Below are 26,527 nucleotides of genomic sequence, written 5' to 3' on the forward strand. Positions count from 1 at the left end.
CTCGGCCGGTCTATCCATATTAAGTAATTGATATTATTGAAATAATGGCGGAGCGGGAGGGATTCGAACCCTCGATACGGTTTTGCCGTATACTCACTTTCCAGGCGAGCGCCTTCGACCACTCGGCCACCGCTCCGCATGTCCCGGAAGTTGCGTGCCCTAACGATTGACGGGGGCGGAGGCAAGCAGCAGTCTTGCGCCATGCTGAAGCCCTTCCTCGCGCTTGCCGCGCTCGCCGCCATTCCGACCGCAACAGCCCAGACCGCGCCGTCGCCGGCCGATCCGGCGCCCGAGGACTGGAAGGCGATTCCCGACAACGAGATCCTGGTGATGACGCTGCAGGGCGGCCATCAGGTCTATATCCGCCTCGCCCCGCGCTACGCCCCCGCGCACGTCGCCAATATCCGCAAGCTCGCCGAGGCGCATTGGTGGGACGCCACCAGCGTCTACCGGGTGCAGGACAATTACGTCACCCAATGGGGCGGCGGCGACGACAAGACCGCGCTCCCGCCCGGCGTCATCGAGAATCCGCCTGCGGAATATGAATGGCCGGGCTTCGACGCGGTGAAGAACGTCACCTTCGCCAAGCCGGACAGCTATGCGGCCAAGACCGGCCTCAGCGCCGATGGCTGGCCGCTCGCCAATTACGGCGCGGTCAGCTCGCTCACCCATTGCTACTCGATGGTCGGCGTCGCGCGCGACCTGGCGCCATCGACCGGCAGCGGCGCCGAGCTCTACACCGTGATCGGCCACGCCCCGCGCCCGCTCGACCGCAACATCGCGATCGTCGGCCGGGTGATCGAGGGCATGCAATGGCTCTCTAGCCTGCCGCGCGGCACCGCGCAGCTGGGCGTCTATGCCAAGGACCAGGTGCCCACGCCGATCCTCTCGGTCCGCCTCGCCAGCCAGCTGCCCGAGGACGAGCGCCCGCACTTCCAGTATCGCGGCACCGACAACCCGCGCTTCGCCGCCTGGATCAAGGCACGCGAGAATCGCGACGGGGCGTTCTTCACCGTGCCGATGGGCGGGGTGGACGTGTGCAACGCGCTGCCGGCGGTGCGGCGGGCGCAATAGAGTTCGGTATGACCGTTCCCCGGCGAAAGCCGGGGTCCAGGGTGGCGAGCGAGTCGGCAGAGAAACCCTGGGCCCCGGCCTTCGCCGGGGAAAAGGCCGCGGAATGCGGCGCGGTTACTTGCCCACCCAGTCCGAGACTTCGACCGCGACCTGGTTGGCGGCCTTGTTGAGCGCCTCCGCGACCAGCTCGGGTTTCACTTCTGCGAGCGGCGCGCGCGCTTCGAAGCGGCGCTTCTGGAACTTGGTGGCATCGTCGCCTTGCACCAGCAGCGCGTCATAGATCACCACCGCCTCGTTGGTATCGGCATCGACGCCGAAGCTGCGCAGCTCGCCCGACAGGGTGGCGCCGGGATCGACCTGCGACTGGCGATAGCTCAGCACCGGTCGACCGGTGCGCGCCGAGATGGTGTCGCCGAGCAGGCGGGCGAACAGGCGCGGCGGCGCCTCCACCCACTGCGCATCCTTCACATAGGCGACGGCATTGCCGCCCTGATGGACGGGCACACGCGTCGTCGCGAGCTCGTGCGGGACCACCGGGAACAGCACGGTCACCGTCGAACCCGAGGCCGGCGTCTGCACGTCGCCGGGCTTGACCTGCTCGGCGGCGCGGATGGTCATGAACGGCACCTTGGGCGGCTTGCCGCCGAACGAGATGCAGCCGGAGAGCATCGCGGCGAGCGGGGCGGCCAGCAGGAGCGGGGCGAGCTTCTTCATCGCGTCTCTCACTTCTTGGGCTTGTAGTCGGGGAGCTTGGGGCTGCCGACCAGGCTGGACGCGCCGCCCTGGTCGAGCTTCTCGGAGACCGAGGAGAGCGACTGCGCCATGATCCGCAGATCCTGGATCAGCTGGCCGATCTCGGGCACGGTCTTCTTGGAGAAGGCCTGCACGCCCGGCCGTGCGTCGCTCAGCATCGCCTCGAGCGCATCCATGCTCTTCTTGGCCGAGGCGATGGTTTTGTTGAGATTGGCGATCGTCGGCTTCACGTCATCGGCGACGACGCCATTGGCGGTCTGTGCCAGCTGGCCGATCTGCTCGGTGGCGACGCCGAACTTCTGGATGGCGACCCGCGTCTCTGCGAGCGTCGCGGCGATCTCCGGTCCGCGATCGGCGAGGGCATCGGTCAGGCGGTTGGTGTTCGCCAGGATGCCGGCGATCGAGGCCTGGTTCTTGTCGCTCATCAGCTCGGTCAGCCGCTCGGTGAGCGTGGTCAGCCGCTCGAGCAACTTCGGCGCCGAGGAGAAGATCGCGCCGAGGCCGCCGGGCTTGGTCGGGATCACCGGAACGCCGAGCGGGCAGGCCGCCTTGGGGTTCTCGTGCGGGCACTTGATCTCGGGCGCGCCCTTCACCGCGCCTTCGAGCTGGATCGTGCTCGGGCCGGTGAAGCTGCTCTGGATCGTCGCGGTGGTGCCTTCGAGGATCGGCACCTCGTCCTTCACGGTGATGCGCACGCGGACCAGCTGGGGATCGGGCTTCCAGAATTCGATCGCCTTCACCTGGCCCGAGGGCACGCCGGAGAAGGCCACGGCCGAGCCCGGGTTGAGCCCATCGACGGCCTGGCGGAAGAAGATGTCGTATTCGCGCTCATTGCCGCCGGAGAGGCGGGCGAGCCAGACGATGAACAGGGCCAGCACCGCGAGCAGGATCAGCACGACGGCGCCCACCAGCACGTGATTCGAACGCGTTTCCATCAGCCCCTGTCCTCAGTCGCGTGCCCGGCATTTGCCTTGACGCTGCTGACCGCGGCGCGTCCGCGCGGTCCGTTGAAATATTCCTGGATCCACGGATGGTCCAAGGCGAGCAGCTCGGGAATCGTTCCCACTGCGATGACCTTCCTGTCCGCCAGCACCGCGACGCGATCACAGATCGCATAGAGCGTGTCGAGATCATGGGTGATCAGGAACACGGTCAGCCCCAGCGTCTTCTGGAGCGAGGCGGTGAGCTCGTCGAACGCCGCGGCGCCGATCGGATCGAGCCCGGCGGTGGGCTCGTCGAGGAACAGCAGCTCGGGATCGAGCGCGAGCGCACGGGCGAGCCCGGCGCGCTTCTTCATGCCGCCCGAAAGCTCGGCGGGGAATTTGGGCGCGGCCTCGGGCGGCAGGCCGGTCATCACCACCTTGTACGCGGCGATCTCCTCGAGCAGCGCCTGGTCGAGCTTGGGGTAATATTCCTTGAGCGGAACCTGGACATTCTCCGACACGGTGAGCGTGGAGAAGAGCGCGCCGCCCTGGAACAGGATGCCCCAGCGCTTGCGGATCTCGGTCGCCTCGGTCTCGTCGCGGCCGATCGTGTTCTCGCCGAACACTTCGATCTCGCCTTCGATCGGGGTCTGCAGGCCGATGATCGAGCGCATCAGCACCGATTTGCCGGTGCCCGAGCCGCCGACCACGCCGAGGATCTCGCCGCGGCGCACGTCGAGATCGAGATCCTCGTGCACGATCTGCTCGCCGAACCCGTTCTTGAGGCCGCGGACGCAGATGACGACATCGTCGTCATGGGAAAGAGTGGGCGCGGTCATATCCAGCCGACCTGGGTGAAGAACACCGCGAAAAAGGCATCGAGCACGATCACCAGGAAGATCGCCTGGACGACGGCGATGGTGGTGCGGCGACCGACCTGTTCGGCATCCGCCTCCACCTGCATGCCCTGGAAACAACCGGCGATCGCAATGATCGCGCCGAATACCGGCGCCTTGACCAGCCCGACCCAGAGATCGGTGAGCGGCACGACTTCGCGGATGCGCTGGACAAAGGTGACGGGCGGAATGTCGAGCTGAACCCAGCACAGCAGCCCGCCGCCGATGATTCCGATCAACGCCGAATAGAAGCCGAGCAGCGGCAGCATCATAACCACCGCCAGCACGCGCGGAACGACCAGCGCTTCCATCGGCGAGACGCCGATCGTGCGCATCGCATCGATCTCCTCGGTGAGCTTCATCGTGCCGATCTGCGCGGCGAAAGCCGAACCGGAACGTCCGGCGACCATGATCGCCGTCATCAGGATGCCCAGTTCGCGCAGCGTGATGCGGCCGAGCAGGTTGATCGTATAGACTTCCGCGCCGAACTGGCGGAGCTGCACCGCGCCCTGCTGGGCGATGACGATGCCGATCAGGAAGCTCATCAGCCCGATGATGCCGAGCGCCGAGACGCCAACCACTTCGAAGCGGTGGACGGTGGCGTTGAAGCGGAAACGGCTGGGATGCCTGGCTACGTTCCAGAAGGCGATCAGCGTCGCGCCGAAGAAGCCGAGCAGGCCGTAGAGCGTGTGGAAGGCGGTGAGCACCGCATCGCCGACTTCGGAGAGCAGGTGGACGAAGGGGCTGGCCGGCTTGCGCGGCAGCTCGATCGGATGCTCGGCGGCGACGACCTGGTCGAACAGATGCTGGCTTGCCGGTTGCAGCCCCTCGACCGGCGCTTCCTTGTCGCGTGCGAAGCGATGGACCACCCAGGCGCCGACCGTGTCGATCCGCTCGACCTGCGACAGGTCGATGCGGCTGACATCGCCCTCGACCGCATCGAGCCGGTCGGGCAGGTCGCCCAGGCTGGCGAGCGACAAATTGCCGGTGAAGCGGAGGACTGCGCCGCCGCTGCCGGAATCAACCCGTTCGAAATCGGCCAAGGCGCTCATCGCGCGCACCTTTCGGCGATTCGGGCTGGATCGGCAAGCGCCTCCGCTCGTAGATGCATCAATGCACTGTCTCGCAATCTACGACATGGACAAGACCATCACCGCGGCACCGACCTGGACGCGCTTCCTGGTGGCGGCGGCAAAGGCGCGCGCGCCGTGGCGGCTGGCGCTGTTCCCGGCGGTGGGCGTGGCCGGGATCGGCTATCTGCTCAAGCAGGTCGATCGGTCGGGCCTCAAGCAATTCTCGCAGCGGCTGCTGCTGGGCGGCGCGCTGACTCCGGAGGAGATGGCGAAGGTCGCGGAAGCCTTTGCCGAGCACGAAGTTGCCCACGGTGTGCTCCACGGCGCGCGCGAACGGATCGCGGCGGACCGGGCCGAGGGCTACCGGATCGTCATGGCGACGGCCTCGCACGGCTATTACGCCGCGGCGATCGCCCGGCGCCTGGGCATCGAGGACGTGATCGCAACCGAGGCTAAGCGCGATGGGCAAGGCCGAATTCTCTCACTGATTGAAGGCGATAACTGTTACGGGCCCGTAAAGCTCCATAGAATCGAGAGCTGGATGGCGGGGCAGGCGATTCCGCGGGGCAGCGCCCATGTCCGCGCCTATTCGGACCATGTCTCCGACGCGCCGATGCTCGACTGGGCGGACGAGGGCTATGCGGTCAACGCGCATGGCCCGCTGCGCAGGCTCGCCGCGGAGAAGGGCTGGCCAATCCTCGACTGGAGATAATCGCCACGGCGTTCGTTCTTCCCTTCGCACACAAGATGCGGAGAGGATCATGGCCAAGACGCTGGAACAACTGGCGGAAATGATGAAGGACGTCGATTTCGCGATGCTCTCGACGCATAGCGAAGGCGGCACCATCGCAGCCCGCCCGATGAGCAACAATCGCGACGTCGACTATGACGGCGACAACTGGTTCTTCGCCTGCGAGGACACGCGGCTGATCGCGGACCTGAAGGCGAATGCGCAGGTCGGCCTGGCCTTTCACGGCAAGGGCGGGCTGCTCGGCATGAAGCCGGTGTTCGTCCATGTCGAGGGCGTCGCCGAGCTGATCCACGACAAGGCGGCGTTCGAGGACCATTGGACCAAGGGGCTTTCGCTCTGGTTCAAGGAAGGTGTCGATACGCCGGGACTGGTGCTGATCAAGGTGCACGGCGTCCGGGCGCATTACTGGGACGGCGAGGACCAGGGCGAGATCGTGCTGGAAGGGGTTGCTGTCTAGCCATCCATCATCGTCATCCCGGCGAAAGCCGGGATCCCGTGCGGTATCGCGCCTTCGCCTGAGATCCCGGCTTTCGCCGGGATGACGCTAAACTACAGCAGCGTATCCACCGTGTGGATCAGCACGCCGACCAGGCCGCCGACCAGCGTGCCGTTGATGCGGATATATTGCAGGTCGCGGCCCACGGCATTCTCCAGCCGGCCGGTGATGGTCTGCGCGTCCCAGCCCTTGATCGTGTCCGAGACCAGCCGGACAATGCCGTCGCCATAATCGGTCGCCGCACCCACCGCGCTGCGGCGGGCGAAACGGTTGATCGTGTCGGCGAGCTTGCGGTCCTCCTGCAGGGTGACGCCGAACTGCCTGAGCGTCTCGCCCATCTTGCCGCCGAGCGCCTTGCCGGGGTCGCGGGCGAGGCGGAGCAGGGCGGCGCGGCTGGTTTCCCACAGCCCGTCGATCCAGCGCTGGAAAGCCTGGTTCTCGAGCATCTCGAGCTTGAAGGCTTCGACGCGTTCGCGCAGCTCGGGCTTGTGCTGGAGGTCGTATGCGAGCCGCTCGAGCCCTTCCTCGGCCTTGAGGCGCAGGGGGTGGCCGGGGTCCTCGTTCATTTCGACGAGCAGCTTCTCCAGCCCCTCGATGATCTTGTTGGCCAGCGTCTCGTCGAGCCCGGTCCAGCGCATGATGCTGCCGGCGCGGCTATGGACCATCTCGCGGATCAGATGCTCGTTGGCGTCGAGCGCGCGGGCGGCCCAGCGGGTCATGCCATCGAGCAGGGGAAGGTGGCGGTCCTTGGCGATCGCGGCGCCGAGCGCCTGGCCGAGCAGCGGGGCGATGTCGATCGCGCGCAGCCGGGCGGCGATCGCGCCCTTGGCCATGCCGCCGAGGCGCTCCTGGTCGAGCGATTCGAGGAAGTCGGCGGCGAGCCGGCTGGCGCCGCGGCCGATCCGGCCGTCGCCATGCACCGGATTGGCGAGCCAGCGGCCGGCGGCAGCGGCGATGTCGAGGCGCTGCATGCGCCGGGCGACGACCTTGGGGGTCAGGAAATTGTCGCGCAGGAACTGGGCGAGGGTGGAGGCGATCCGGTCCTTGTTGCGCGGGATGATCGCGGTGTGGGGGATGGGAAGGTGGAGCGGGTGGCGGAACAGCGCCGTCACCGCGAACCAGTCGGCGAGGCCGCCAACCATCGCCGCCTCGGCAAAGGCGCGCACATAGCCCAGCGCCGGGTGCAGATGATCGAAGGCACGGGCGAGCAGGAAGATCGCCGCCATCGCCACGAGCAGTCCGGTGGCGACCAGCCGCATCCGGCGCAGCGGCGCCGGCACGGCCTCGGATGAAGAAAGGGGAGCGCGCAACTTCGTCACACGCTCCCCAATACATCAGACGCGATCAAGTTCACTCCGCCGGTTGCGGTGCATCGTCCCCGGGCTTGTGCTCGATCGTGCCGCCGCCATGGCCATGGCCGATCACGCGGCTGCCATCATCGCCCGGCCGGAAGGTGAGCAGGCGGCGCGACAGCTTCGGTCCGAGCCAGTGCTCGAGGCCGACCGCGAGGCTGAACAATGCGGGGACCATCACCAGGGTGAGCACCGTCGACAGGATCAGGCCGCCGATCACGGTCATGCCCATCGGCGCGCGCCACGATCCGTCGCCGTTGAGCGACAGCGCGGTCGGCACCATGCCGGCGACCATTGCCACCGTGGTCATCACGATGGGCTGGGCGCGCTTGTGCCCGGCATCGACGATCGCGGTGAACTTGTCGACGCCCTTGGCCATCTCCTCCAGCGCGAAGTCGACCAGCAGGATCGAGTTCTTCGCGACGATGCCGAACAGCATCAGCATGCCGATGAACACCGGGAGCGACAGCGGCTGGCCGGCGATCCACAGCGCGATCAGCCCGCCCAGCGGCGCGTTGAGCAGCGAACCCATGTTCACCAGCGGCGACATGAAGCGGCGATACAGCAGCACCAGCACCGCGAAGACGAGGAAGATGCCCGTCGCCAGCGCGATGAAGAAGTTGTTGAGCATCTCCGCCTGCCACTTGGCGTTGCCGACGGTCATTTCCGCCACGCCGATCGGCAGGTTCTTCATGATCGGCAGCTGGTGGATCTTCTGCAGCGCCAGGCCCGAGACGATCGCCTTGCCGGTCTTCGGATCGGTCGCCAGGTCCGCGCCGATGACGACGCGGCGCTGGAGGTTCAGGCGCTCGATCTTGGTCGGGCCCGTGCCGAAGCCGATATCGGCGACGACGTCGAGCGGCACCGAGCCGCCGGTCTGGGTCTGCACCGGCAGGTTCTGGATCGTCGACAGCTTGGCGCGCGCATCTTCCTGCAGCGCCACGCGGATCGGGATCTGACGATCGGACAGCGAGAATTTCGCGCTGTTCTGATCGATGTCGCCCAGCGTCGCGATGCGGATCGCGTTCGACAGTGCCGCCGTGGTCACGCCCAGGTTCGCCGCGAGGTCGAGACGCGGCTTGATCACGATCTCTGGGCGGTTGAGGTCGCCGGCGATGCGCGGAGCCACCACTTCGGGCATCTTCTGCATCTGGTCGACCAGGGTGAGCGCGGTCTTGGTGAGCAGCTCGGGATCCTCGCCGCCCAGCGTCACGGTCAGCGCGCGGCCGCTCGAGCCCCAGCCGCCCTGTGCGCGGAAGCCGACACGGGCATCGGGGATGGCGAGCAGGTCCGGCGTGATCCGCCGGGTGAATTCGTCGCTGGTCTCCTTGCGATCGTCCTTGAGCATCGCGGTCACGCGGCCGCTGCCGACGAACGCACGCTCATAGACGTTCTGGACGTCGGGCTCCTGGCGCAGGCGGGCCGCCACGCGGCGAACCACGGCGTCGGTCTGCTCGAGCGTGGTGCCCGGCACCATCTCGACATTGGCGGTGACCTGGTCCTCGTCCTGGGTCGGCTGGAAGGTCATCGGCAGCATCGCGAAGAACACCACCGTGAGCGCCAGCGACGCGACGAAGCCGGCGATCGCCGACCAGCGATGGTGCAGCGTCCAGCGCAGCAGCTTCACATAGGCGTCCATGATCCGGCCTTCGCCGTGCGAGACATGGCCGTGCGCCTTGAGGAAATAGGCCGCGATCATCGGGGTGACGAGACGTGCCACGGCAAGGCTCATCAGCACCGAGGCGACGACGGTGAGGCCGAAATTCTTGAAGAACTGGCCCGACACGCCCGGCATCAGGCCGACGGGCAGGAACACCGCGACGATCGACATCGTGGTGGCGAGCACCGCGATACCGATCTCGTCGGCCGCGTCGATCGATGCCTGATAGGCCGATTTGCCCATGCGCATGTGCCGGACGATGTTCTCGATCTCCACGATCGCGTCGTCGACCAGCACGCCGGCGACCAGGCTGAGCGCGAGCAGCGTCATCTGGTTGAGCGTGAAGCCCAGCATGTCCATGAACCAGAAGCTGGGGATCGCCGAAAGCGGGATCGCCAGCGCCGAGATGAACGTGGCGCGCCAGTCGCGCAGGAAGATCAGCACCACGATGACCGCGAGCACGGCGCCCTCGATCATCGCTTCCATCGCCGAGTGATATTGCTGCTCGGCATATTTGGACCAGTTCGAGAGCAGCTCGAAATGGACCTTGGCGTTGTTCTTCTCGAGCTTCTGGAGCGTCTTTTCCGCTTCATGGAAGATCGCGACGTCCGACGCGCCCTTGGCGCGCTGGATGTCGAACGAGATCACTGCATGGCCGTTGAAGCGCGCGGCGCTGCGCAGCTCGGCATAGCTGTCGGTCACCGTCGCGATATCGGCGAGGCGCACGGTGCGGCCATTGCCGGTCGAGATCTGGGTCTGGCCGAGCGCATAGGCGTTCTTGGCGTTGCCGAGCACGCGGACCGACTGTTCATAGCCCGAGATCTCGGCGCGGCCGCCGGCGGCGTTCATGTTCACCGCGCGCAGCTGCTGGTTCACCTGGCTGGCGGTAAGGCCATAGGACTGGAGCCTGGCGGGATCGATCTGGACGCGGATCTCGCGGTTGACGCCACCATTGCGGTTCACCGCCGACATGCCGGTGATCGAGAGCAGGCTCTTCGCCACCGTATTGTCGATATACCAGCTCAGCTGCTCGACGGTCATGTCGGGCGCGATCGCGGTGAAGCTGGCGATGTCGTTGTCGCTCGCCGAATCGACGCGGCCGATCTGCGGCTCGAGAATGCCGTCGGGCAAATTGCCGCGGATCTGCTGGACCGCGCTGCGCACGTCCTCCACCGCGCGATCGATCGGGGTGCCGATCGCGAGCTGGACGACGGTCTGCGACTGGCCCTCGGTCACCGTCGAGTTGATCTCGTCGATGCCCTGCAGGCTGCGCACGGCGCTTTCCACCTGCTGGGTGATCTGCGTCTCGAGTTCGCTGGGCGCGGCGCCCGGCTGGCTGATCGCGATCCAGACGATCGGGAAATCGATGTCCGGATTGTTGTTCACGTCCATCCGGTTGAAGCTCATCAGGCCCGCAACCGTGAGGAACAGGAACAGGACGATCGGCGGAATCGGATTCCGGATCGACCAGGCCGAGATATTCCGGAAGCTCATCGCTTGGATCTCACTTCTTCAGGAGCTGGGGGATGACCTTCTGGCCCGGGTTCAGGAACGCGCCGGCGGTCATCACCACGCGCTCATTGCCGGTCAGGCCCTGCGTCACCGAGACGCCCGAATCGGTCACCGCGCCGGTGACGACGGGCGTGCGGACCGCCTTGTTGTCGCGGTCGAGCGTGTAGACATAATTGCCCTGCGCATCGCTCTGGATCGCCGACTGGGGCAGGATCACGGCGTTCTCGGCGCCGGTGATGATCTGCGCGCTGGCGAAGCCGCCCGGGCGGAGCGCCGGGTTATAGGCGAGCTGGATGCGGGCAATGCCCTGGCGGGTGTTCGGATCGATCACCGGCGAGACCTGCCACACCGTGCCGCTGAACACCTGGGTGCTGCCGGTCGGCGTGATCTGCGCGGTCGAGCCCACACGGGTGCGCAGGAGGTCTGCTTCGGCGAGCTGCGCGCGCAGCTCCATCTGGCCGCCCATCGCCATGCGGAACAGCACGCCCGAGCCGCCGCTGACGATCTGGCCCGGCTCGACCTGGCGGGTGAGCACCAGGCCGGCTTCCGGCGCGCGGATGTCGAGGCGGTGGTTGCGCGCCTGGGTCTCGGCGAGCTGGGCGCGGGCGACGCGGACGCGAGCCGACGCCTGGTCGCGCGCGGCGGTCAGCCGGTCGATATCGGCCTTGGACACGAAGCCGTTCGAAACGAGGCTCTGCGCACGGTCGAGATTGGCCTGGGCGAGCTTGGCATCCGCTTCGGCGACGCGCACCGACGCGGCGAGCGAATCGGCGGTCTGGACCTGGACCGAGCGATCGACGGTGGCGAGGACCTGCCCCTTGCCGACCCAGGTGCCCGGCTCGACCAGGACGCGGGTGACCAGGCCACCCTCGCCGACGACGCCGACCGGCATCTCGCGCTTGGCGGCAAGGCTGCCGGTGCCGCTGATCACGGTCTGCACGGCCTGGCGGCCAGGCGTGGTGACCGTGACGGTCGGCATCTGCGACGGGTTGTTGGACTTGCCCGCGGCCTTGTTGGCGGCGCCGTCCTGCTTGCCGCCCATGAACTTGCCCATGGTGAAGAAGCCGGCAACGGCGATCGCGAGGACGATCAGCGTAATCCAAAGCCACCGCCGCGACTTCGGCGCATCCCCACTATATTCCAGCCGCTCCTGTCGTCCGAACATCCCTGCCTCGTAATTCATGTGCGACATTCCGATCCGGCCGAAATCGGCCGCTGCCCCCAAGTTGATCGCACTGTATTAGATGAATAAGGCACCGGCTACAAGAGCCGTTTCGCGTGGCCGGCCAAATGCCCGTTCCGGCCATTTTCCGCAAGTATCCGGGATGTTTCCAGAACCGTTTCCGTCAAGAAACAGTTGCAATGAAGTCGCACTAGCGCGACCTTCCGCGCGGCTCGGGGGAGACGGGCCGAATCGAGGAGGGAATTCATGCCGCACGGGATTATTGGGTGGCTGCTCATCGGCCTGGTGGCCGGTGTGCTGGGCAAGCTGATCATGCCGGGCAAGGATCCGGGCGGCGTGATCGTGACGATCCTGCTGGGCATCGCGGGGGCGCTGCTGGCCTTTTACCTGACGCCGATGCTGGGTCTCGAAGTGCGCGACAGCACCTGGCAGGCCTATGCCGCCGCCACCGCCGGTTCGGTGGTGCTGCTGGCGCTCTACCGGCTGATCATGGTGCGCCGGGCGTAAGTTCTTCGGGACGGGGGCCTGCGCCGGCCCGTGCCCGATTTCCGTTCAGCTTCCATTTGTCCCGCGCGCGGCATGGCTGTGTGCGGGACAATCATGTTGGAGTGAATGATGATTCGACTGGCTCTTGCCGCTTCTGCCGCCGCGATTACCGTCGCGGCGCTTCCCGCTGCCGCGCAGAGCGACGCGCGCCCGGTGCTCATCGACGGCACCGTGCTCGATGTGAGCGCGACCGGCACCAGCACGCGCGTGCCCGATCTCGCGGTGATCGAGGCGGGCGTGGTCAGCCAGGCGAGCACCGCCGCGGTGGCGATGCAGCAGAACAATGCGCAGATGACCAAGGTCCTGGCCGCGCTGCGCAAGTCGGGCGTGGCCGAGCGCGACATCCAGACCGCGACGATCAACCTCAGCCCGCAATATCGCTATGCCCAGAACGAGCCGCCGGTGATCACCGGCTACCAGGCATCGAACCAGGTCTCGATTCGCTTCCGCGACATCGCGAAGAGCGGGACGATCCTCGACACGCTGGTCCGCGAGGGCGCCAACAACATTTCCGGCCCGAACCTGACGGTCGACAAGCCCGAGGGCGCGCTCGACGAGGCGCGGACCGATGCGATCAAGAAGGCGCGGGCGCGGGCCGAGCTCTATGCGCAGGCGGCGGGGCTCAAGGTCGATCGCATCCTGGCGATTTCCGAGGGCGGATCGCTGCCGATGCCGCCGGTGCCGATGATGGCGATGCGCGCCAGCGCCGGCATGGTTGCCGACAAGCTCGAGGTCGTGGCGGGCGAGCGCGAACTGAACGTCACCGTCTCGGTGCGCTTCCTGCTCAAGTAATCCGCGCATGAAAAAGGGGCCGTCCCTCGCGGGGCGGCCCCTTTTTGATCCTGGACCCGGTTAGCGCAGCGAACCGCGACGGACCAGATTGACCAGCGCGAGCAGAACGATCGCGCCGACCAGCGACACCAGGAACGTCGTCGGATTGATCACGCCGCTGTTGATGTCACCGCTGCCGAACAGCCAGCCGCCGATAAAGGCGCCGACAATGCCGACAATCACGTTCAGGAAAATGCCCTGCTGGGCATCGGTACGCATCACGATGCTGGCAAGCCAGCCGACGACGCCGCCGATGACCAGCCAAACGATAAGGCTCACCATAAGTCCCTCCGTTATCTAGGCCCGCGGACCGGGCGACGAAGGAAAAATGAGCGGGCGCTCGTGTTGGTTCCGTACCGATATTTTGCACGGAAACGGGAACTTTTCCCGAGAGCCATAAAGAAAAAGGCCCGCCCCGGTCGTGCCGGGGCGGGCCGATGCCTGCTCTTCGAGGGAAGAGATCAGTATTTCTGCTGGCGCTCGTAGAGCGAGCGATAATGCTGGATGCGCGTGACGCGCAGGCCCGGCATGCCCGAACGGTCGATCGCGCGCTGCCAGCCCGCGAATTCCTCGACGGTGAGGCCATAGCGCTCGCAAACCTCGTCGACACTGAGCAGCCCGCCATTGACGGCGGCGACCACCTCGGCCTTGCGGCGGACCACCCAGCGGGTGGTGTCCGCCGGCGGCAGCGTCTCGAGGGTAAGCGGCTCGCCGAGCGGGCCGATCACTTTCGCGGGACGGATCTTCTGGTTCTCAATCATCTACTCGCCTTTCGGGGCGGGGGGCCCCCGCTACGCAAACTGAACACGCCCACCGATATTCGTCGCTCTTTGAACATCGGCTAAAACGCCTCGGTAAATTCGCTCTTCATTCTTCCTGACGACGGGTTAGCGCTCGCGCGGCAAGGCGATGGAACGCCCCATGCGCAGGTGCGAGAAGCTGCTCGACCGGCGCGACCAGCGCCAACCGGGCCTGCGCGCGTGCCGTGGGACTCGCCGCCTGGCGCGCCGCCACGCCGACCAGCAGTACCGCCAGTTCGGTCGGCATGGCGGTGATCGCCACGTCGCGTTCCAGTCTGGCAAAACTCAGGTCCACGCGCTCTTCTACCCATCCGACAAGTTGAACTCGGATTTGGGCTTTCTACCCAAAAGTCTTGAAGGGTCCGTAAAGCAGGTGAAAACGAGCGCTTAACCAGCGTTACCGGAATCCAACCGGGGTGGCGCGGGGAACTACGAGTGCCTAAATGCGCGCGATCATGATCGCAGGAGACTTCCAGCTCGAGGCGCCGTTGAAGGCGCGCCGCATCGTCGTCGCCATGTCGGGCGGGGTCGATTCCTCGGTCGTGGCCGGGCTTGCCGCGGCTACCGGCGCCGAGACGATCGGCGTGACGCTGCAGCTCTACGATCATGGCGAGGCGGTGGGCCGCGCCGGCTCGTGCTGTGCCGGGCGCGACATCCGTGACGCCCGCGCGGTCTGCGACAAGCTCGGCATCGCGCATTATGTCTTCGACCATGCGTCGAGCTTCAAAAGCGAAGTGATCGACGATTTCGCCGACGAATATCTCGCCGGGCGCACGCCGATTCCCTGCGTGAAGTGCAACATGGGGCCGAAATTCACCGATCTGTTCGCGCTCGCCCGCGACCTGGGTGCCGATTGCCTGGCGACCGGCCATTATGTCCAGCGGGTGATGGGGGCAGAAGGCGCCGAGTTGCACCGTGCGTACGACCCGGCGCGCGACCAGAGCTATTTCCTGTTCGCCACCACTGCGGCCCAGCTCGATTTCCTGCGCTTCCCGCTGGGCGGCATGCCCAAGCCGCAAGTGCGCGAACTGGCCACGCAGCTCGGGCTGGCCGTGGCGGGCAAGCCCGACAGCCAGGACATCTGCTTCGTGCCCGACGGCGACTATGCCGCGCTGGTCAAGAAGCTGCGCCCCGAGGCGGGGACCCAGGGCGAGATCGTCGACGAATCGGGCAAGCTGCTCGGCCGCCACAAGGGGTTGATCCACTTCACCGTCGGCCAGCGCCGCGGGCTCGAGATCGGCGGCGCGCCCGAGCCCTATTATGTGCTGCGGCTCGATCCCGCGACCAAGCAGGTGATCGTCGGCCCCAAGCGAGCGCTGGCGGTGCGCGCGGCGCGGATCGAGGGGATCAACTGGCTGGGCGGCAGCTATTCGGGGCCGATGACCGCCAAGGTGCGCAGCCTCGCCAAGCCGGTACCCGCACGGCTCGAGGATGGCCGCGTGGTGTTCGAGACGCCGGAATATGGCGTCGCCCCCGGCCAGGCCGCGGTGCTCTATGCCGGCGAGCGCGTGCTCGGCGGCGGCTGGATCGCCGAGACCGAGCGGGCGGAACTGGTGCCCGCCTGACAGGCGGTTGCCGGACCCGTGCCGATGTGTATTATGTAAATAACACACATCGGAGACCCGCATGTTCCTGGCCGCCGCGCTTTCGATCGCCCTGCTGCAGTCCGCGCCTGATCCGGCGCTCCTCGCCGAAGTGAAGGCGGCGGATGCGGCGCTGTTCGAGACCTTCTTCGAGCGCTGCGATCCCGCGCGGCTCGCCGCGCAGGTGACGCCCGATTTCGAGATGTACCACGACAAGGACGGCGTGGTGGCGACCAGCGGGGACGCTTTCGTCGCGCTCTATGCAAAGGGGTGCGAGGCGAAGAAGGCACCCGATGCCTGGCGCAGCCGACGCGCGCTGCTGCCCGAGACGTTGCGGGTCGATCCGGTGCCGGGCTTCGGCGCGATCGAGGAGGGCGATCATGTCTTCTACGAGCGCCAGGGCGACGGGCCGGAGAAGCTGGTCGGCAAGGCGCATTTCGTCCAGCTGTGGAAGAGGGGGGCGGACGGCTGGCGGGTGGCGCGTATCCTCAGCTATGCGCACCAGGCGATGCCCTAGCAGCGCCCCGCATTGGCATTGGCGGCGCCACGCCCTATCTCCCGGCCTCGAATTGAGCGGGAAGGATTAGCGCGTGGCCGAATACGATTATGATCTCTTCGTGATCGGTGCAGGTTCAGGCGGCGTCCGCGCCTCGCGCGTCTCGGCGGCCTATGGCGCCAGGGTCGCGGTGGCCGAGGAATATCGCATCGGCGGCACCTGTGTGATCCGCGGCTGCGTGCCCAAGAAGCTGCTCGTCTACGGCGCGCATTTCGCCGAGGACCTGAAGGACGCGCGCCGCTTCGGCTGGAACGTGCCCGAATGCGATTTCGACTGGGCGGTGCTGCGCGACAATGTGCTGGCTGATGTCGATCGCCTCAACGGCCTCTACACCCAGACGCTGCACAACAACCAGGTCGAGACCTTCCTCGAGCGCGCCACCGTCACCGGCCCGCACGAAGTGATGCTGGCGAGCGGGCGCAAGGTCACCGCCAAATATATCCTCGTCGCCACCGGCGCGCATCCGCATGTGCCGGAATTCCCGGGCAGCGATCTCGGCATCACCTCGAACGAGGTCTTCCACCTCGACAAGCTGCCCAAGCGCGTGCTGATCGCCGGCGGCGGCTATATCGCCAACGAGTTCGCCGGCATCTTCAACGAGTTCGGCAGCCATGTGACCCTGGTCAACCGCACCGATGTCATCCTGCGCGGCTATGACCATTCGATGCGTGACCGGCTGCTCCAGATCTCGCTGATGAAGGGCATCGATTTCCGCTTCCACTGCGAGTTCAAGTCGATCGAGAAGCTGGAGAGCGGCGCGCTCAAGGTGACGCTGAGCAAGCACGAGCCGATCGAAGTCGATTGCGTGATCTTCGCTACCGGCCGCGTGCCCAATACGACGGGACTTGGCCTCGAGGATGTCGGCGTGCAGCTCGACGGCAAGGGCGCGGTGCAGGTCGACGCCGACAACATGTCGTCGGTCGATTCGATCTATGCGGTGGGCGACGTGACCAACCGGGTGCAGCTCACGCCGATCGCGATCCGCGAGGGCCAGGCGTTCGCCGACACGATCTTCGGCGGCAAGCCGCACCAGGTCGATTATTCCTGCATCCCGAGCGCCGTGTTCAGCCACCCGCCGATGGCCGGCGTCGGCATGACCGAAAGCGAGGCGCGCAACAAGCTCGGCTCGATCGCGGTCTATCAGAGCGATTTCCGCGCGATGAAGAATGTCCTCGCCGATCGCAATGAGCGTTCTCTCTACAAGATGATCTGCGACGGCACGACCGGCCGGGTCGTCGGCCTCCACATGATCGGGCCGGACGCGCCGGAGATCCTCCAGGCGGCGGCGGTGGCGGTGAAGGCCGGGCTGACCAAGGATGCCTTCGACCAGACCGTGGCGCTGCACCCGACCATGTCGGAAGAGCTCGTGCTGATGAAGTGATCGGGAAGTTCGTGCCGAAGGCGCGAACCGAAGGCTGCGGGGCAGCCTTCGCCGCTCACTCCCCCGCAGGGCGGGTGGGACTGGGCGATTCCTCTGCGGTGGACTTGGCGAACCGCCCCGCCGCCGCCCGCGCCAGCGTCGGCCCCAGCGCCAGCACCGCGAGGAACCGCAGCGCCTGCATCGCCATCACGAAAGGCTGGTCCACCGGCACCGAGGTCGCGATGATCGCCACCGAATCGAGCCCACCGGGGCTCACCGCCAGATAAGCGCTCACCGGGTCGATCCCGGTGACCTTCGACAAAACCAGCGACAGCGCGGCGGAAAAGCCGATCAGGGTGAAGGTGGCGAGCAGCACGCGCGGCAGTGCCCGGCCAGCCACGGCAAGCGTCTCGCGGGTAAAGGCCAGGCCGATCCGCCAGCCGACCAGCGCATAGCTTACCGCCAGCACCGGCTCGGGCAGGGTCATCCGCAACATGCCGAGCGCGTGCAGCGTGATCCCCGCCGCCATCGGCACCAGCAGCGCCCCGGCCGGGATGCGCAGCTTCAGGCCGATGAGCGCGCCGATCCCTGCAACCGACAAGGTAGCCAGTGAAGGGATCAGCGGGGCCGGGGCCAGCATCGTCACCAGCCAGTCGCCGCCATGATGCGCGCCGAGCGCCGCCGCGAGGATCGAGGCCACCGCGGCGACCGATACGACGCGGGTATAGGTCATGAACGCCACCAGCCGCGCGTCCGCGCCGAACGCATCGGCCATCACCACCATGGCCGAGGCGGCACCCGGCATCGATCCCCAGATCGCGGTGCTGCCGGGCAACACCTGCCAGCGGCTGAGCAGATAGCCGAGCAGGCTGCTCGCGCCGAGCGTAACCGCGGTCACGCCCAGGAACAGCGGCCACTCAGCCATCACCCGCGAAAAGGCACCGACATCGAGCGTGCCGGCGATCAGGCAGCCGATCACCGCCAGCATCGGCCCGAGCAGCAGCCCCGCCGAAAGCCCGATCCATTCCAGGATCGCCGTGCCCACCGCCGAAGCCGCGAGCAGGCCGAGCCATGCCCCCGCCTGGCGCCCGCTCAACTGTCGTGGGCGAGGATCGCGTCAGCCTCGTCCAGCGGCACCTTGCCGGCGCGGCGCGACAGCCAGGTCGTCGCGGCGATGTCCCAGGTGACGTTGCCGACGGTACGCATGATGTCGGGCAGCGTCTCGACCGCGACGAGCAGGCCGAGCGGGCTCACCGGCGCGCCGATCGTCGCCGCCACCGGGGCGATCGCGCTGACATAGCTGACCGTGCCGGGCAGGCTGACCGAGCCGAGCGAAGTGAGGGTGGCGACGACCACGCCCACCGCCAGCGTGGCGGGGCTGAGCGGCACGCCGAACCATTCGGCGACATAGATGGCCACCGCGAAGTTCATCGCCGGGCCGGTCGCGCGGAAAATCGCCACGGCGAGCGGCAGCGTCACGCCCGATACGGCCACCGGCACGCCGAGCTTGCCCGAGCCCTCGATCATCACCGGCAGCGTCGCCAGCGAGCTCTGGGTGCTCAGCGCCACCGCCTGGCTGGGCAGCGCGGCGCGGGTATAGGCGCCCAGGCGCACCCGCCCGCCGAACACCGCGACCGGATAGGCGAAGATCGTCACCGCCAGGCCGACGCCCGCGACGATCAGGATGTAATGGATCAGCGCGCCGAACGCGCCGGTGCCGGCCTTGGCGCCGACAACCAGTGCCAGCGCGAACACGCCGACCGGTCCGACCCACAGCACCCAGTCGATCACCACCAGCATCACGTCGCGGAGTGCCTTGAAGAAGTCGGTGAGCAGCTTCTGCGCCTCGCCGCCCACCCGGGTCATTGCGAAGGCGAAGATCAGCGAGAAGATGATCAGCGACAGGAACGCGTTCTCGGCCGCGGCCTTGACGATGTTGGCCGGGATGATCGCCGCCAGGAAATCGCCGATCGGCGGCACCGGGCCGATCTTCTCGGCGCCGGCCAGCGCGCCGCGCAGCGCGGTGGCGGATTCGTGCGGCAGCGGGGCGAAATGGAGGAACAGCGGGGTCAGGATCGCGGCGGCGGTCGCCGACAGCGCCAGCACGATGACGTATAGCGCGATGGCGCGGGCAGCCAGCCGCCCGGCCTGGGCGGCCTCGGCGGTGGCGGCGACGCCGGTGATCAACAGCGCCACGACCAGCGGCACGATCGTCATCTGCAGGCCGTTGAGCCAGGCCTGGCCGATCGGCTGGGCCCAGTCGGCCGCGATCGTCGCACCGGACGGCGCGTACGCGGCGAGCAGCGCGCCGACGACCAGTCCGGCAATAAGCGACAATAGAATACGAGTTGGTTGCGACATGCTCGCCCTTTTGGAGTTTCCGCGCTAATCCGGTGGCGGTTGAGGGCCTGCAAGGTCGCGAGAAAACGGCACATGGCAAGAAAATATTTCGGGACGGACGGAATCCGGGGGGCGACGAACCTGTCGCCGATGACCGCGGCGATGGCGATGAAGGTCGGCATGGCGGCAGGCGCGCACTTCCGGCGCGGCGATCACCGCCACCGGGTGGTGATCGGCAAGGACACGCGGCTTTCGGGCTACATGCTCGAGAACGCGCTGGTCGCCGGCTTCACGAGCGTCGGCATGGACGTGGTGCTGCTCGGGCCGATGCCGACTCCGGCGGTGGCGATGCTCACCCATTCGATGCGCGCCGACATGGGCGTGATGATCTCGGCGAGCCACAATCCCTATGCCGACAACGGCATCAAGCTGTTCGGGCCCGACGGCTTCAAGCTTTCGGACGAGGACGAGCTGGCGATCGAGGCGCTGATCGACGGGGAGGTGCCGCTCGCGGCTTCGGCCGATATCGGTCGTGCCCGGCGCGTCGAGGATGCGCGCGGCCGCTACATCCACTTCGCCAAGTCGACTTTCCCCGAGGAGCTGACGCTCGACGGGCTCAAGATCGTCGTCGATTGCGCCAATGGCGCGGCATACCAGGTCGCGCCCTCGGCGCTGTGGGAGCTCGGCGCCGAAGTGATCGCGATCGGCGTCACCCCCAACGGCAAGAACATCAATGACGGCGTCGGCTCGACCGCGCCCGACACGCTGTGCGAGACCGTGGTCGGCTCCGGCGCGCATATCGGCATCGCGCTCGATGGCGATGCGGATCGCCTCATCGTGGTCGACGAGCAGGGCAAGGTGGTCGATGGCGACCAGCTGATGGCGACGATCGCCGGCGGCTGGGCGCGGCAGGGCCGGCTTGCCGGGGGCGGCCTGGTCGCCACCGTCATGTCGAACCTCGGGCTCGAGCGGCACCTCTCGGCGCAGGGCCTCGGTCTGATCCGCACCTCGGTGGGCGATCGCTACGTCCTCGAGAAGATGCGTTCGTCGGGCTATAATGTCGGCGGCGAGCAGTCGGGGCACATCATCCTGTCCGACTATGCCACGACGGGCGATGGTCTGGTCGCCGCGCTCCAGGTGCTGGCCGAGCTGGTTCGCGCCGGCGCGCCGGCCAGCGAAGTGCTCCATCGCTTCGATCCGCTGCCCCAGCTGCTCAAGAATGTCCGCTTCAAGGGCGGCAAGCCGCTGGAGGATTCGCGCGTGAAGGACGTGATCGCCGCGGCCGAAGCGGAGCTGGACGGCAAGGGCCGCCTCGTCATCCGCGCGTCGGGCACCGAGCCGGTGATCCGGGTGATGGCCGAGGGCGACGACAAGGCGCAGGTGGAAGCGGTGGTCGACCGCATCTGCGACGTGGTGCGCGAGGCTGCCGCCTGATGCTCGAGATGCGCCCCGATTGCGAGCGCTGCGGCGCCGATCTGCCGGCGGACGAGGGCGGCGCCTTCATCTGCTCGTTCGAGTGCACCTTCTGCGCCGATTGCACCGATGCACTCGACGAACGCTGCCCCAATTGCGGCGGCGAACTGTTGGACCGGCCGGCGCGTGTCGGTAAGGCGCTGGCGAACAATCCGGCGAGCACGGAGCGCCGGTACAAGGGTTGAAACCCAGGGGCTGAGGCATGCCGCTATTCTTCTTCCGTCATGCTGAATTTGTTTCAGCATCCAATTATCCACCAGCGGTATCGCTTGAGGCGCGTTGGACCCTGAAACAAGTTCAGGGTGACAAAGGAATAGAGGTATGACTCCCCGGATACTCATCATCGCCGGCTCGGATTCCGGCGGCGGCGCCGGCATCCAGGCGGACATCAAGACCGTCACCATGCTCGGCGGCCATGCGATGACCGCGATCACCGCGATCACCGCGCAGAACACCTTGGGCGTCACCGGCGTGCATCCGGTGCCGACCGAGATGGTGCTGGCGCAGATCGATGCCTGTGTCGCCGATATCGGCGTAGACGCGATCAAGATCGGCATGATCGGCTCCGCCCGCACCGCGCTGGCGGTGGCCGGGAAGCTCGCCGAGCTGCCCGGCATCCCGGTGGTGTTCGATCCGGTGATGATCGCTTCGAGCGGCGCCACCCTGGCCGATGACACGACCATCGCCGCGTTCGAGCGGCTGATGGACCGCGCCACCGTCGTCACCCCCAATATCCCCGAGCTGGCGGCGCTGGGCGGCGATGCCCGCGCGCTGGTCGAGGCGCATCGCTGCGCCGTGCTGGTCAAGGGCGGGCATGTCGAGGGGCCCGTGGTCACCGATCGGCTCTATTCCGCCGATCCCGAGGATCCGCCCGAGATCGAGTGGAGCAATCCGCGCATCGACAGCGACAACACCCATGGCACCGGTTGTACCCTGTCCTCCGCCATCGCCTGCGGGCTCGCGGTCGAATGGGACCTGCCCGAGGCGATCCGCCGCGCCCGCCGCTTCGTCCGCATCGCGATGCGCGAGGCGCCCGGGCTCGGCCGCGGCCATGGCCCGATGGGGCAGCAGGCGGTGCGGCTCGACCTCAACATGAGCTTCTTCGAGCCGATGCTGAACCAGGTGACCGTGCCCGCCGCCGATCTTGCGGCGAGCGAGCGCTTCTACCGGCTGCTCGGCCTGCGCCAGGTCGTCCGCGCGAGCCCGCGCTATGCCCGGTTCGAGACCGAGGGCGGCGCCACCTTCAGCATCGCCACCGATCCCAGCTACACCGCCCCGGTCGTCTATTTCGAATGCGGCGACCTCGACGTCACCGTCGCCTATCTCCAGCAGCAGGGAATCGTCTTCGAGCAGGATCCCAAGGACGAGAATTGGGGCTGGCGCGAAGCCCGGCTGCGCGATCCGGCCGGCAATTCGGTTCGTCTCTACCAGGCTGGCGAGATGCGCCGCTATCCGCCATGGCGGGTCCAGGATGCCTGATCTCAAGTTCGAGCGGAAATATGGAAAGCTGCACGGCGGCCCGGTTGCCGGGGTGGACGAGGCCGGCCGCGGCCCGCTCGCCGGCCCGGTGGTCGCCGCCGCGGTCATCCTCGATCCCAAGTGCATTCCCGAGGGCGTCGACGATTCCAAGGCGCTGACCGCGCTCAAGCGCGAGCGGCTCTGCGCCGAGATCCTCGCCTGCGCCCAGGTCGGCCTCGGCATCGCCACGGTCGAGGAGATCGACAGCCTCAACATCTTCTGGGCGACGATGCTGGCGATGACCCGCGCGGTCGAGGCGCTCGGCCCGGCGCCCGCCTTCGTGCTGGTCGACGGCAATCGCTGCCCGGACTGGACGCACCGGAGCCATGCCGTGGTCGGCGGCGACGCGCTCTGCCTGTCGATCGCCGCCGCCTCGATCGTCGCCAAGCATCGCCGCGACACGATGATGATAGAGCTCGACGCGCTCCACCCCGGCTATGGCTGGGCGAGCAACAAGGGCTATGGCGCGAAGGTCCACCAGGAAGCGCTGCGCATCCTCGGCCCGACGCCGCACCACCGCAGGAGCTTCGCGCCGGTCGCCCAGGCGCATTTCGACTTCGGGATCCCGGCCGCCGAATGATTCGGCGATCTCCAGCCCGCTATGCCTTGGGGCGGCGCTGGCCGAATCATTGATTCGGGCGATCCCGGTCCTTCCGCCGCGCCGTCATCCGCTTCCGGTTCCGGCGAGCGCACGACAGGCGAAATGAGTCTTTTTCGCCACACCCCATATCTTGTGCCTGTGGATAACTTTGCGACTCAGCATGTGGATAAGTTCGTGGAGCGTTCTACAAGTTAACGGAATCGCAGGTTTTTTCGTTAACCAATCAGCGCTTGACGCGAGGCCATTCGCCGACAGAAACCGCCTCTCCAACAAGGGGAAAGAGGTTAATGGGGGTTCTCGAAAAGGGCAGACTCAAGCCGGCAACGGTGCGTTCATGGGTCGATGTGTTGCCCTACGATACGATCCTGCAGCAGGACTGCATCGAGGCGATGCGCGCTTTGCCCGCAAAGTCGGTCGACTGCATCTTCGCCGATCCGCCCTATAATCTGCAGCTCGGTGGCGACCTGAACCGTCCGGACGGCAGCGCCGTCGACGCGGTCACCGACGAATGGGACAAGTTCGACAGCCTGGCCGCCTATGACGCGTTCACCCGCGAATGGCTGGCCGAGGCGCGCCGCATCCTGAAGGACGACGGCACGATCTGGGTGATCGGCAGCTATCACAACATCTTCAAGGTCGGCTCGGCGATCCAGGACCTCGGCTTCTGGATCCTCAACGACATCATCTGGCGCAAGGCCAACCCGATGCCCAATTTCAAGGGCACCCGGTTCACCAACGCGCACGAGACGCTGATCTGGGCGAGCACCGGCGAGAAGGCGAAATACACCTTCAACTATCGCTCGATGAAGACGCTCAACGACGAGATCCAGATGCGCTCGGATTGGGAATTCCCGATCTGCGGCGGCCAGGAGCGTCTCAAGAAGGGCGGCACCAAGGTCCACCCGACCCAGAAGCCCGAAGCATTGCTCTATCGGATCATGCTCGCCAGCACCAAGCCGGGCGACGTCGTGCTCGATCCCTTCTTCGGCACCGGCACCACCGGCGCGGTCGCCAAGCGGCTTGGCCGCCGCTGGATCGGCATCGAGCGCGAGACCGCCTATGTCGAAGCCGCCAGGGAGCGCATCGAAGCGGCGCTGCCGCTCGACGAATCGGCGCTCAAGACGATGCAGGCGCCCAAGAGCCAGCCGCGCGTCGCCTTCGGCCAGCTGGTCGAGAACGGCTTCCTGAAGCCCGGCACCGTGCTGACCGACGGCAAGCGCCGCTGGAAGGCCGTGGTCGGCGCGGACGGCTCGCTCAGCTGCGACGGCCAGGCCGGCTCGATCCACAAGCTCGGCGCGACGCTGCAGAACGCCCCGTCGTGCAATGGCTGGACCTTCTGGAACTATGAAGCCGCCGACGGCCTCAAGCCGATCGACGCGATCCGCCAGAACTACCTGCTGGCGACCCAGCCGTAAGCCACGCTTGCGAAGGCGCGGGACGGTAATTGCTCTGTTCCCCGGCGAAGGCCGGGGCCCAGTTGCAACGTCGTCAGAGAGGTTCCCGCGCCTTCGATAATGCGTCGAGACTGGACCCCGGCCTTCGCCGGGGAACAGGCAGGCTTGGCGGCATGCGCACCGATGCACTTTCCCCTTCCCATGCGGGATCGCCTCTGGAACGGTCGCCGCATGACCTTCGATCTCCCCGCAGCCGCGCGGCTCTATCTCCGCCCCGTCCAGTTCGCCGATTCGCCGGTCAGACGCGACGGCGAAGTCGTCCGCCTCGCCGGCGGGCTCAGCTGGTGCTCGGCCTTCGAGCTGATCGCGCGGGAAGGCGGCAAGCGCGTGTTCCAGCGTACGATCGCGGTCGCCGATCTGCCGGACGATCCCCGCGTCGCCGCGATCCTCCAGCGCATCACCGCCCCGCGCGCGTCGCTGAAGCTTGGCGAGCGCGTCGTCCGGCTCGACCAGCCCCAGGTGATGGCGATCCTCAACCGCACGCCCGACAGCTTCTCCGATTCGCGCGCGCTCAGCGAGGATGTCGATGCGGCCGCCGGCGTGGGCGTCGACATGGCCGCGGCGGGCGCTGCGATCCTCGACATCGGCGGCGAATCGACCCGGCCCGGCGCCGCCGAGGTGTGGGAGGGCGAGGAGATCGAGCGCGTCGTTCCCGTGATCCGCAAGCTTGCCGCCGGTGGTGCCGCGATCTCCGTCGATACCCGCCGCGCCGCGGTGATGGCGGCGGCGCTTCAGGCCGGGGCGCATATCGTCAACGATGTCGCGGCGCTGCTCTACGATCCCCAGGCGCTGGAAGTGGTCGTGAATGCCGGTTGCCCGGTCGTGCTGATGCATTCGCCCGAGCCGGAAAGGGGCCCGCACGGCGGCGATGGCTATGGGGACGTGCTGCTCGACGTCTATGACTGGCTGGAGAAGCGGGTCGAGGACGTGGCCGCGGCCGGTGTCGATCGGGCGAAGATCCTGGTCGATCCGGGCATCGGCTTCGGCAAGTCGCTGCAGGACAATCTCGTGCTGATGAACGGCCTCGCGCTGTTCCACGGGATCGGTTGCGGGCTGCTGCTCGGCGCCAGCCGCAAGCGGATGATCGGCGCGCTGTCGAACGAGGCGCCGGCGGATCAGCGGCTCGGCGGCAGCCTGACGCTTGCGCTCAAGGGTGCCGATGCCGGGGCGCAACTCATCCGTGTTCATGATGTATTCGAGACGGTTCAGGCGTTGAGGGTCTGGCGTGGCCTGCGCGATTCGGCGCTGATCGCCCGCTAGAGAAACGGAGAAGAACCATGCGTCTCGCCCTTGCCCTCGCCCTGGTCGCCGCGCCGATGCCGGCACTTGCCCGGGAGCCGGGCCCGCAGGATGCCCGCGATACGGTCCAGGCCTATTACGCTGCGATCGAACGCGGCGATTTCCGCACCGCTTATGGTCTGTGGGATCGCGGTGGCCAGGCCAGCGGCAAGAGCTTCGCCGCGTTCCGCCAGGGCTTCGCCGCGACGGCGCACAGCCGGGTCGAGACGCGCAATCCGATCAACGCCGATGCGGGCATGAGCCAGCGCTGGATCACCGTGCCGGTCGATGTCTATGCCACGCTCAAGAACGGCAAGCGCCAGCATTTCCGCGGCAGCTATACGCTCCATCGCGTTGTTGCCGGGGTGAGCGCCAACCCGGCCGATGTGAACTGGCATTTGTCGAAAGCGAAGCTGGTCGCGGTACGCTGAGCCGGCTTGCAATGTAGGATTTCGCCTGCTTGTCTCGGGCGGCCGGTTCCTGGCCGGCCGCTCTTTGACGCTGCAGGAAAATA

Annotated in this window: 27 protein-coding genes and 1 tRNA gene; 15 read left to right on the plus strand and 13 right to left on the minus strand. The window is 67.1% G+C overall.

Annotated elements, in window-relative coordinates; all coding sequences use genetic code 11:
* Window positions 1-45 precede the first annotated feature (45 nt).
* Window positions 46-136, minus strand: a tRNA-Ser gene (locus tag HNP52_RS05965).
* Between the two features lie 65 nt (window positions 137-201).
* Between HNP52_RS05965 and HNP52_RS05970 the strand changes: the two genes are divergently transcribed.
* Window positions 202-1,074 (plus strand): peptidylprolyl isomerase, encoded by an 873-nt coding sequence (locus HNP52_RS05970; RefSeq protein ID WP_184163813.1) that lies wholly within the window; start codon window positions 202-204, stop codon window positions 1,072-1,074.
* 114 nt (window positions 1,075-1,188) lie between these two features.
* Here the strand turns inward: HNP52_RS05970 and HNP52_RS05975 are convergent, their stop codons facing one another.
* From HNP52_RS05975 to HNP52_RS05990, 4 genes are read right to left on the minus strand one after another with little or no spacing between them, the layout of a single operon-like run.
* Window positions 1,189-1,788 (minus strand): ABC-type transport auxiliary lipoprotein family protein, encoded by a 600-nt coding sequence (locus HNP52_RS05975; protein ID WP_184163816.1) that lies wholly within the window; start codon window positions 1,786-1,788, stop codon window positions 1,189-1,191.
* Window positions 1,789-1,796: 8 nt separating this feature from the next.
* Window positions 1,797-2,762: an MlaD family protein gene (locus tag HNP52_RS05980; RefSeq protein WP_184163819.1), complete on the minus strand. Its 966-nt coding sequence runs from the start codon at window positions 2,760-2,762 to the stop codon at window positions 1,797-1,799.
* Window positions 2,762-3,589 carry an ABC transporter ATP-binding protein gene (locus HNP52_RS05985; RefSeq protein WP_184163822.1) on the minus strand — a complete coding sequence of 276 codons (828 nt, stop codon included), beginning with the start codon at window positions 3,587-3,589 and terminating at the stop codon, window positions 2,762-2,764. Before HNP52_RS05985 ends, HNP52_RS05980 begins: the two co-directional genes overlap by 1 nt.
* Window positions 3,586-4,698 (minus strand): ABC transporter permease, encoded by a 1,113-nt coding sequence (locus HNP52_RS05990; RefSeq protein WP_184163824.1) that lies wholly within the window; start codon window positions 4,696-4,698, stop codon window positions 3,586-3,588. The genes HNP52_RS05985 and HNP52_RS05990 overlap by 4 nt, the downstream gene beginning before the upstream one ends.
* A gap of 61 nt (window positions 4,699-4,759) precedes the next feature.
* On the opposite strand from HNP52_RS05990, the gene HNP52_RS05995 reads away from it, so the two are divergent.
* Both HNP52_RS05995 and HNP52_RS06000 read left to right on the plus strand, forming a co-directional pair.
* Window positions 4,760-5,431, plus strand: coding sequence for an HAD family phosphatase (locus HNP52_RS05995; RefSeq protein ID WP_184163827.1), 672 nt, complete (start codon window positions 4,760-4,762; stop codon window positions 5,429-5,431).
* Between the two features lie 49 nt (window positions 5,432-5,480).
* Window positions 5,481-5,927, plus strand: a complete 447-nt coding sequence (locus HNP52_RS06000; protein ID WP_184163830.1) for a pyridoxamine 5'-phosphate oxidase family protein — start codon at window positions 5,481-5,483, stop codon at window positions 5,925-5,927.
* A gap of 92 nt (window positions 5,928-6,019) precedes the next feature.
* Here the strand turns inward: HNP52_RS06000 and HNP52_RS06005 are convergent, their stop codons facing one another.
* From HNP52_RS06005 to HNP52_RS06015, 3 genes are all read right to left on the minus strand, one after another.
* Window positions 6,020-7,225 carry a DUF445 domain-containing protein gene (locus tag HNP52_RS06005; RefSeq protein WP_184165092.1) on the minus strand — a complete coding sequence of 402 codons (1,206 nt, stop codon included), beginning with the start codon at window positions 7,223-7,225 and terminating at the stop codon, window positions 6,020-6,022.
* A gap of 91 nt (window positions 7,226-7,316) precedes the next feature.
* Window positions 7,317-10,472, minus strand: a complete 3,156-nt coding sequence (locus HNP52_RS06010; protein WP_184163833.1) for an efflux RND transporter permease subunit — start codon at window positions 10,470-10,472, stop codon at window positions 7,317-7,319.
* A gap of 10 nt (window positions 10,473-10,482) precedes the next feature.
* Window positions 10,483-11,673: an efflux RND transporter periplasmic adaptor subunit gene (locus HNP52_RS06015; RefSeq protein WP_184163836.1), complete on the minus strand. Its 1,191-nt coding sequence runs from the start codon at window positions 11,671-11,673 to the stop codon at window positions 10,483-10,485.
* Between the two features lie 246 nt (window positions 11,674-11,919).
* On the opposite strand from HNP52_RS06015, the gene HNP52_RS06020 reads away from it, so the two are divergent.
* Together HNP52_RS06020 and HNP52_RS06025 are read left to right on the plus strand one after the other, a co-directional pair.
* Window positions 11,920-12,180 (plus strand): GlsB/YeaQ/YmgE family stress response membrane protein, encoded by a 261-nt coding sequence (locus tag HNP52_RS06020; RefSeq protein WP_184163839.1) that lies wholly within the window; start codon window positions 11,920-11,922, stop codon window positions 12,178-12,180.
* Window positions 12,181-12,285: 105 nt separating this feature from the next.
* On the plus strand, window positions 12,286-13,011 hold the full coding sequence (locus HNP52_RS06025; protein ID WP_184163842.1) for an SIMPL domain-containing protein: 726 nt from the start codon (window positions 12,286-12,288) through the stop codon (window positions 13,009-13,011).
* Window positions 13,012-13,071: 60 nt separating this feature from the next.
* Here the strand turns inward: HNP52_RS06025 and HNP52_RS06030 are convergent, their stop codons facing one another.
* From HNP52_RS06030 to HNP52_RS06040, 3 genes are all read right to left on the minus strand, one after another.
* Window positions 13,072-13,329, minus strand: coding sequence for a GlsB/YeaQ/YmgE family stress response membrane protein (locus HNP52_RS06030; RefSeq protein ID WP_116840180.1), 258 nt, complete (start codon window positions 13,327-13,329; stop codon window positions 13,072-13,074).
* A gap of 182 nt (window positions 13,330-13,511) precedes the next feature.
* Window positions 13,512-13,811: a DUF1153 domain-containing protein gene (locus tag HNP52_RS06035; RefSeq protein ID WP_184163844.1), complete on the minus strand. Its 300-nt coding sequence runs from the start codon at window positions 13,809-13,811 to the stop codon at window positions 13,512-13,514.
* A 106-nt stretch (window positions 13,812-13,917) separates the two neighbouring features.
* Entirely contained in the window at window positions 13,918-14,145 is a 228-nt protein-coding gene (locus HNP52_RS06040) for a hypothetical protein (RefSeq protein ID WP_311768409.1), read from the minus strand.
* Between the two features lie 160 nt (window positions 14,146-14,305).
* Between HNP52_RS06040 and mnmA the strand changes: the two genes are divergently transcribed.
* From mnmA to gorA, 3 genes are all read left to right on the plus strand, one after another.
* A complete protein-coding gene (gene mnmA, locus HNP52_RS06045) occupies window positions 14,306-15,415 on the plus strand; it encodes a tRNA 2-thiouridine(34) synthase MnmA (RefSeq protein WP_184165098.1) in 1,110 nt (369 codons plus the stop codon).
* A 61-nt stretch (window positions 15,416-15,476) separates the two neighbouring features.
* Window positions 15,477-15,950, plus strand: a complete 474-nt coding sequence (locus tag HNP52_RS06050) for a nuclear transport factor 2 family protein (RefSeq protein WP_184163847.1) — start codon at window positions 15,477-15,479, stop codon at window positions 15,948-15,950.
* 73 nt (window positions 15,951-16,023) lie between these two features.
* Window positions 16,024-17,370 carry a glutathione-disulfide reductase gene (gene gorA, locus HNP52_RS06055; RefSeq protein WP_184163850.1) on the plus strand — a complete coding sequence of 449 codons (1,347 nt, stop codon included), beginning with the start codon at window positions 16,024-16,026 and terminating at the stop codon, window positions 17,368-17,370.
* 55 nt (window positions 17,371-17,425) lie between these two features.
* On the opposite strand, the gene HNP52_RS06060 is transcribed toward gorA, so the two are convergent.
* Both HNP52_RS06060 and HNP52_RS06065 read right to left on the minus strand, forming a co-directional pair.
* Window positions 17,426-18,445, minus strand: a complete 1,020-nt coding sequence (locus tag HNP52_RS06060; protein ID WP_221416103.1) for an AbrB family transcriptional regulator — start codon at window positions 18,443-18,445, stop codon at window positions 17,426-17,428.
* On the minus strand, window positions 18,442-19,710 hold the full coding sequence (locus HNP52_RS06065; RefSeq protein ID WP_184163853.1) for a dicarboxylate/amino acid:cation symporter: 1,269 nt from the start codon (window positions 19,708-19,710) through the stop codon (window positions 18,442-18,444). The genes HNP52_RS06060 and HNP52_RS06065 overlap by 4 nt, the downstream gene beginning before the upstream one ends.
* 72 nt (window positions 19,711-19,782) lie before the next feature.
* Here HNP52_RS06065 and glmM point away from each other — a divergent pair, with 72 nt between their 5' ends.
* The 7 genes from glmM (at window position 19,783) to HNP52_RS06100 (ending at window position 26,444) form a co-directional block, all read left to right on the plus strand.
* Window positions 19,783-21,123, plus strand: a complete 1,341-nt coding sequence (gene glmM, locus HNP52_RS06070) for a phosphoglucosamine mutase (RefSeq protein WP_184163855.1) — start codon at window positions 19,783-19,785, stop codon at window positions 21,121-21,123.
* Window positions 21,123-21,347: a DUF1272 domain-containing protein gene (locus tag HNP52_RS06075; RefSeq protein ID WP_184163858.1), complete on the plus strand. Its 225-nt coding sequence runs from the start codon at window positions 21,123-21,125 to the stop codon at window positions 21,345-21,347. The genes glmM and HNP52_RS06075 overlap by 1 nt, the downstream gene beginning before the upstream one ends.
* A gap of 136 nt (window positions 21,348-21,483) precedes the next feature.
* Window positions 21,484-22,641 carry a bifunctional hydroxymethylpyrimidine kinase/phosphomethylpyrimidine kinase gene (gene thiD, locus HNP52_RS06080; RefSeq protein ID WP_184163861.1) on the plus strand — a complete coding sequence of 386 codons (1,158 nt, stop codon included), beginning with the start codon at window positions 21,484-21,486 and terminating at the stop codon, window positions 22,639-22,641.
* Window positions 22,634-23,260, plus strand: a complete 627-nt coding sequence (locus tag HNP52_RS06085) for a ribonuclease HII (protein ID WP_184163864.1) — start codon at window positions 22,634-22,636, stop codon at window positions 23,258-23,260. Before thiD ends, HNP52_RS06085 begins: the two co-directional genes overlap by 8 nt.
* Before the next feature lie 308 nt (window positions 23,261-23,568).
* A complete protein-coding gene (locus HNP52_RS06090) occupies window positions 23,569-24,696 on the plus strand; it encodes a site-specific DNA-methyltransferase (RefSeq protein WP_184163867.1) in 1,128 nt (375 codons plus the stop codon).
* Window positions 24,697-24,906: 210 nt separating this feature from the next.
* The gene (gene folP, locus HNP52_RS06095) at window positions 24,907-25,995 is read left to right on the plus strand and encodes a dihydropteroate synthase (protein WP_184163870.1); all 1,089 of its coding nucleotides are present in this window, start codon (window positions 24,907-24,909) and stop codon (window positions 25,993-25,995) included.
* A 17-nt stretch (window positions 25,996-26,012) separates the two neighbouring features.
* Entirely contained in the window at window positions 26,013-26,444 is a 432-nt protein-coding gene (locus HNP52_RS06100; protein ID WP_184163873.1) for a hypothetical protein, read from the plus strand.
* The last annotated feature ends 83 nt before the right edge of the window (window positions 26,445-26,527 follow it).

The organism is Sphingomonas kyeonggiensis (genome assembly GCF_014204495.1).
Classification (GTDB): domain Bacteria; phylum Pseudomonadota; class Alphaproteobacteria; order Sphingomonadales; family Sphingomonadaceae; genus Sphingomonas; species Sphingomonas kyeonggiensis_A.

Coding starts and splice junctions, on each gene's coding strand:
- HNP52_RS05970 (WP_184163813.1), top strand. CDS start 202: ATGCTGAAGCCCTTCCTCGCGCTTGCCGCGCTCGCCGCCATTCCGACC.
- HNP52_RS05975 (WP_184163816.1), bottom strand. CDS start 1,788: ATGAAGAAGCTCGCCCCGCTCCTGCTGGCCGCCCCGCTCGCCGCGATG.
- HNP52_RS05980 (WP_184163819.1), bottom strand. CDS start 2,762: ATGGAAACGCGTTCGAATCACGTGCTGGTGGGCGCCGTCGTGCTGATC.
- HNP52_RS05985 (WP_184163822.1), bottom strand. CDS start 3,589: ATGACCGCGCCCACTCTTTCCCATGACGACGATGTCGTCATCTGCGTC.
- HNP52_RS05990 (WP_184163824.1), bottom strand. CDS start 4,698: ATGAGCGCCTTGGCCGATTTCGAACGGGTTGATTCCGGCAGCGGCGGC.
- HNP52_RS05995 (WP_184163827.1), top strand. CDS start 4,760: ATGCACTGTCTCGCAATCTACGACATGGACAAGACCATCACCGCGGCA.
- HNP52_RS06000 (WP_184163830.1), top strand. CDS start 5,481: ATGGCCAAGACGCTGGAACAACTGGCGGAAATGATGAAGGACGTCGAT.
- HNP52_RS06005 (WP_184165092.1), bottom strand. CDS start 7,225: ATGCGGCTGGTCGCCACCGGACTGCTCGTGGCGATGGCGGCGATCTTC.
- HNP52_RS06010 (WP_184163833.1), bottom strand. CDS start 10,472: ATGAGCTTCCGGAATATCTCGGCCTGGTCGATCCGGAATCCGATTCCG.
- HNP52_RS06015 (WP_184163836.1), bottom strand. CDS start 11,673: ATGAATTACGAGGCAGGGATGTTCGGACGACAGGAGCGGCTGGAATAT.
- HNP52_RS06020 (WP_184163839.1), top strand. CDS start 11,920: ATGCCGCACGGGATTATTGGGTGGCTGCTCATCGGCCTGGTGGCCGGT.
- HNP52_RS06025 (WP_184163842.1), top strand. CDS start 12,286: ATGATGATTCGACTGGCTCTTGCCGCTTCTGCCGCCGCGATTACCGTC.
- HNP52_RS06035 (WP_184163844.1), bottom strand. CDS start 13,811: ATGATTGAGAACCAGAAGATCCGTCCCGCGAAAGTGATCGGCCCGCTC.
- mnmA (WP_184165098.1), top strand. CDS start 14,306: ATGATCGCAGGAGACTTCCAGCTCGAGGCGCCGTTGAAGGCGCGCCGC.
- HNP52_RS06050 (WP_184163847.1), top strand. CDS start 15,477: ATGTTCCTGGCCGCCGCGCTTTCGATCGCCCTGCTGCAGTCCGCGCCT.
- HNP52_RS06065 (WP_184163853.1), bottom strand. CDS start 19,710: ATGTCGCAACCAACTCGTATTCTATTGTCGCTTATTGCCGGACTGGTC.
- glmM (WP_184163855.1), top strand. CDS start 19,783: ATGGCAAGAAAATATTTCGGGACGGACGGAATCCGGGGGGCGACGAAC.
- HNP52_RS06075 (WP_184163858.1), top strand. CDS start 21,123: ATGCTCGAGATGCGCCCCGATTGCGAGCGCTGCGGCGCCGATCTGCCG.
- thiD (WP_184163861.1), top strand. CDS start 21,484: ATGACTCCCCGGATACTCATCATCGCCGGCTCGGATTCCGGCGGCGGC.
- HNP52_RS06085 (WP_184163864.1), top strand. CDS start 22,634: ATGCCTGATCTCAAGTTCGAGCGGAAATATGGAAAGCTGCACGGCGGC.
- HNP52_RS06090 (WP_184163867.1), top strand. CDS start 23,569: ATGGGGGTTCTCGAAAAGGGCAGACTCAAGCCGGCAACGGTGCGTTCA.
- folP (WP_184163870.1), top strand. CDS start 24,907: ATGACCTTCGATCTCCCCGCAGCCGCGCGGCTCTATCTCCGCCCCGTC.
- HNP52_RS06100 (WP_184163873.1), top strand. CDS start 26,013: ATGCGTCTCGCCCTTGCCCTCGCCCTGGTCGCCGCGCCGATGCCGGCA.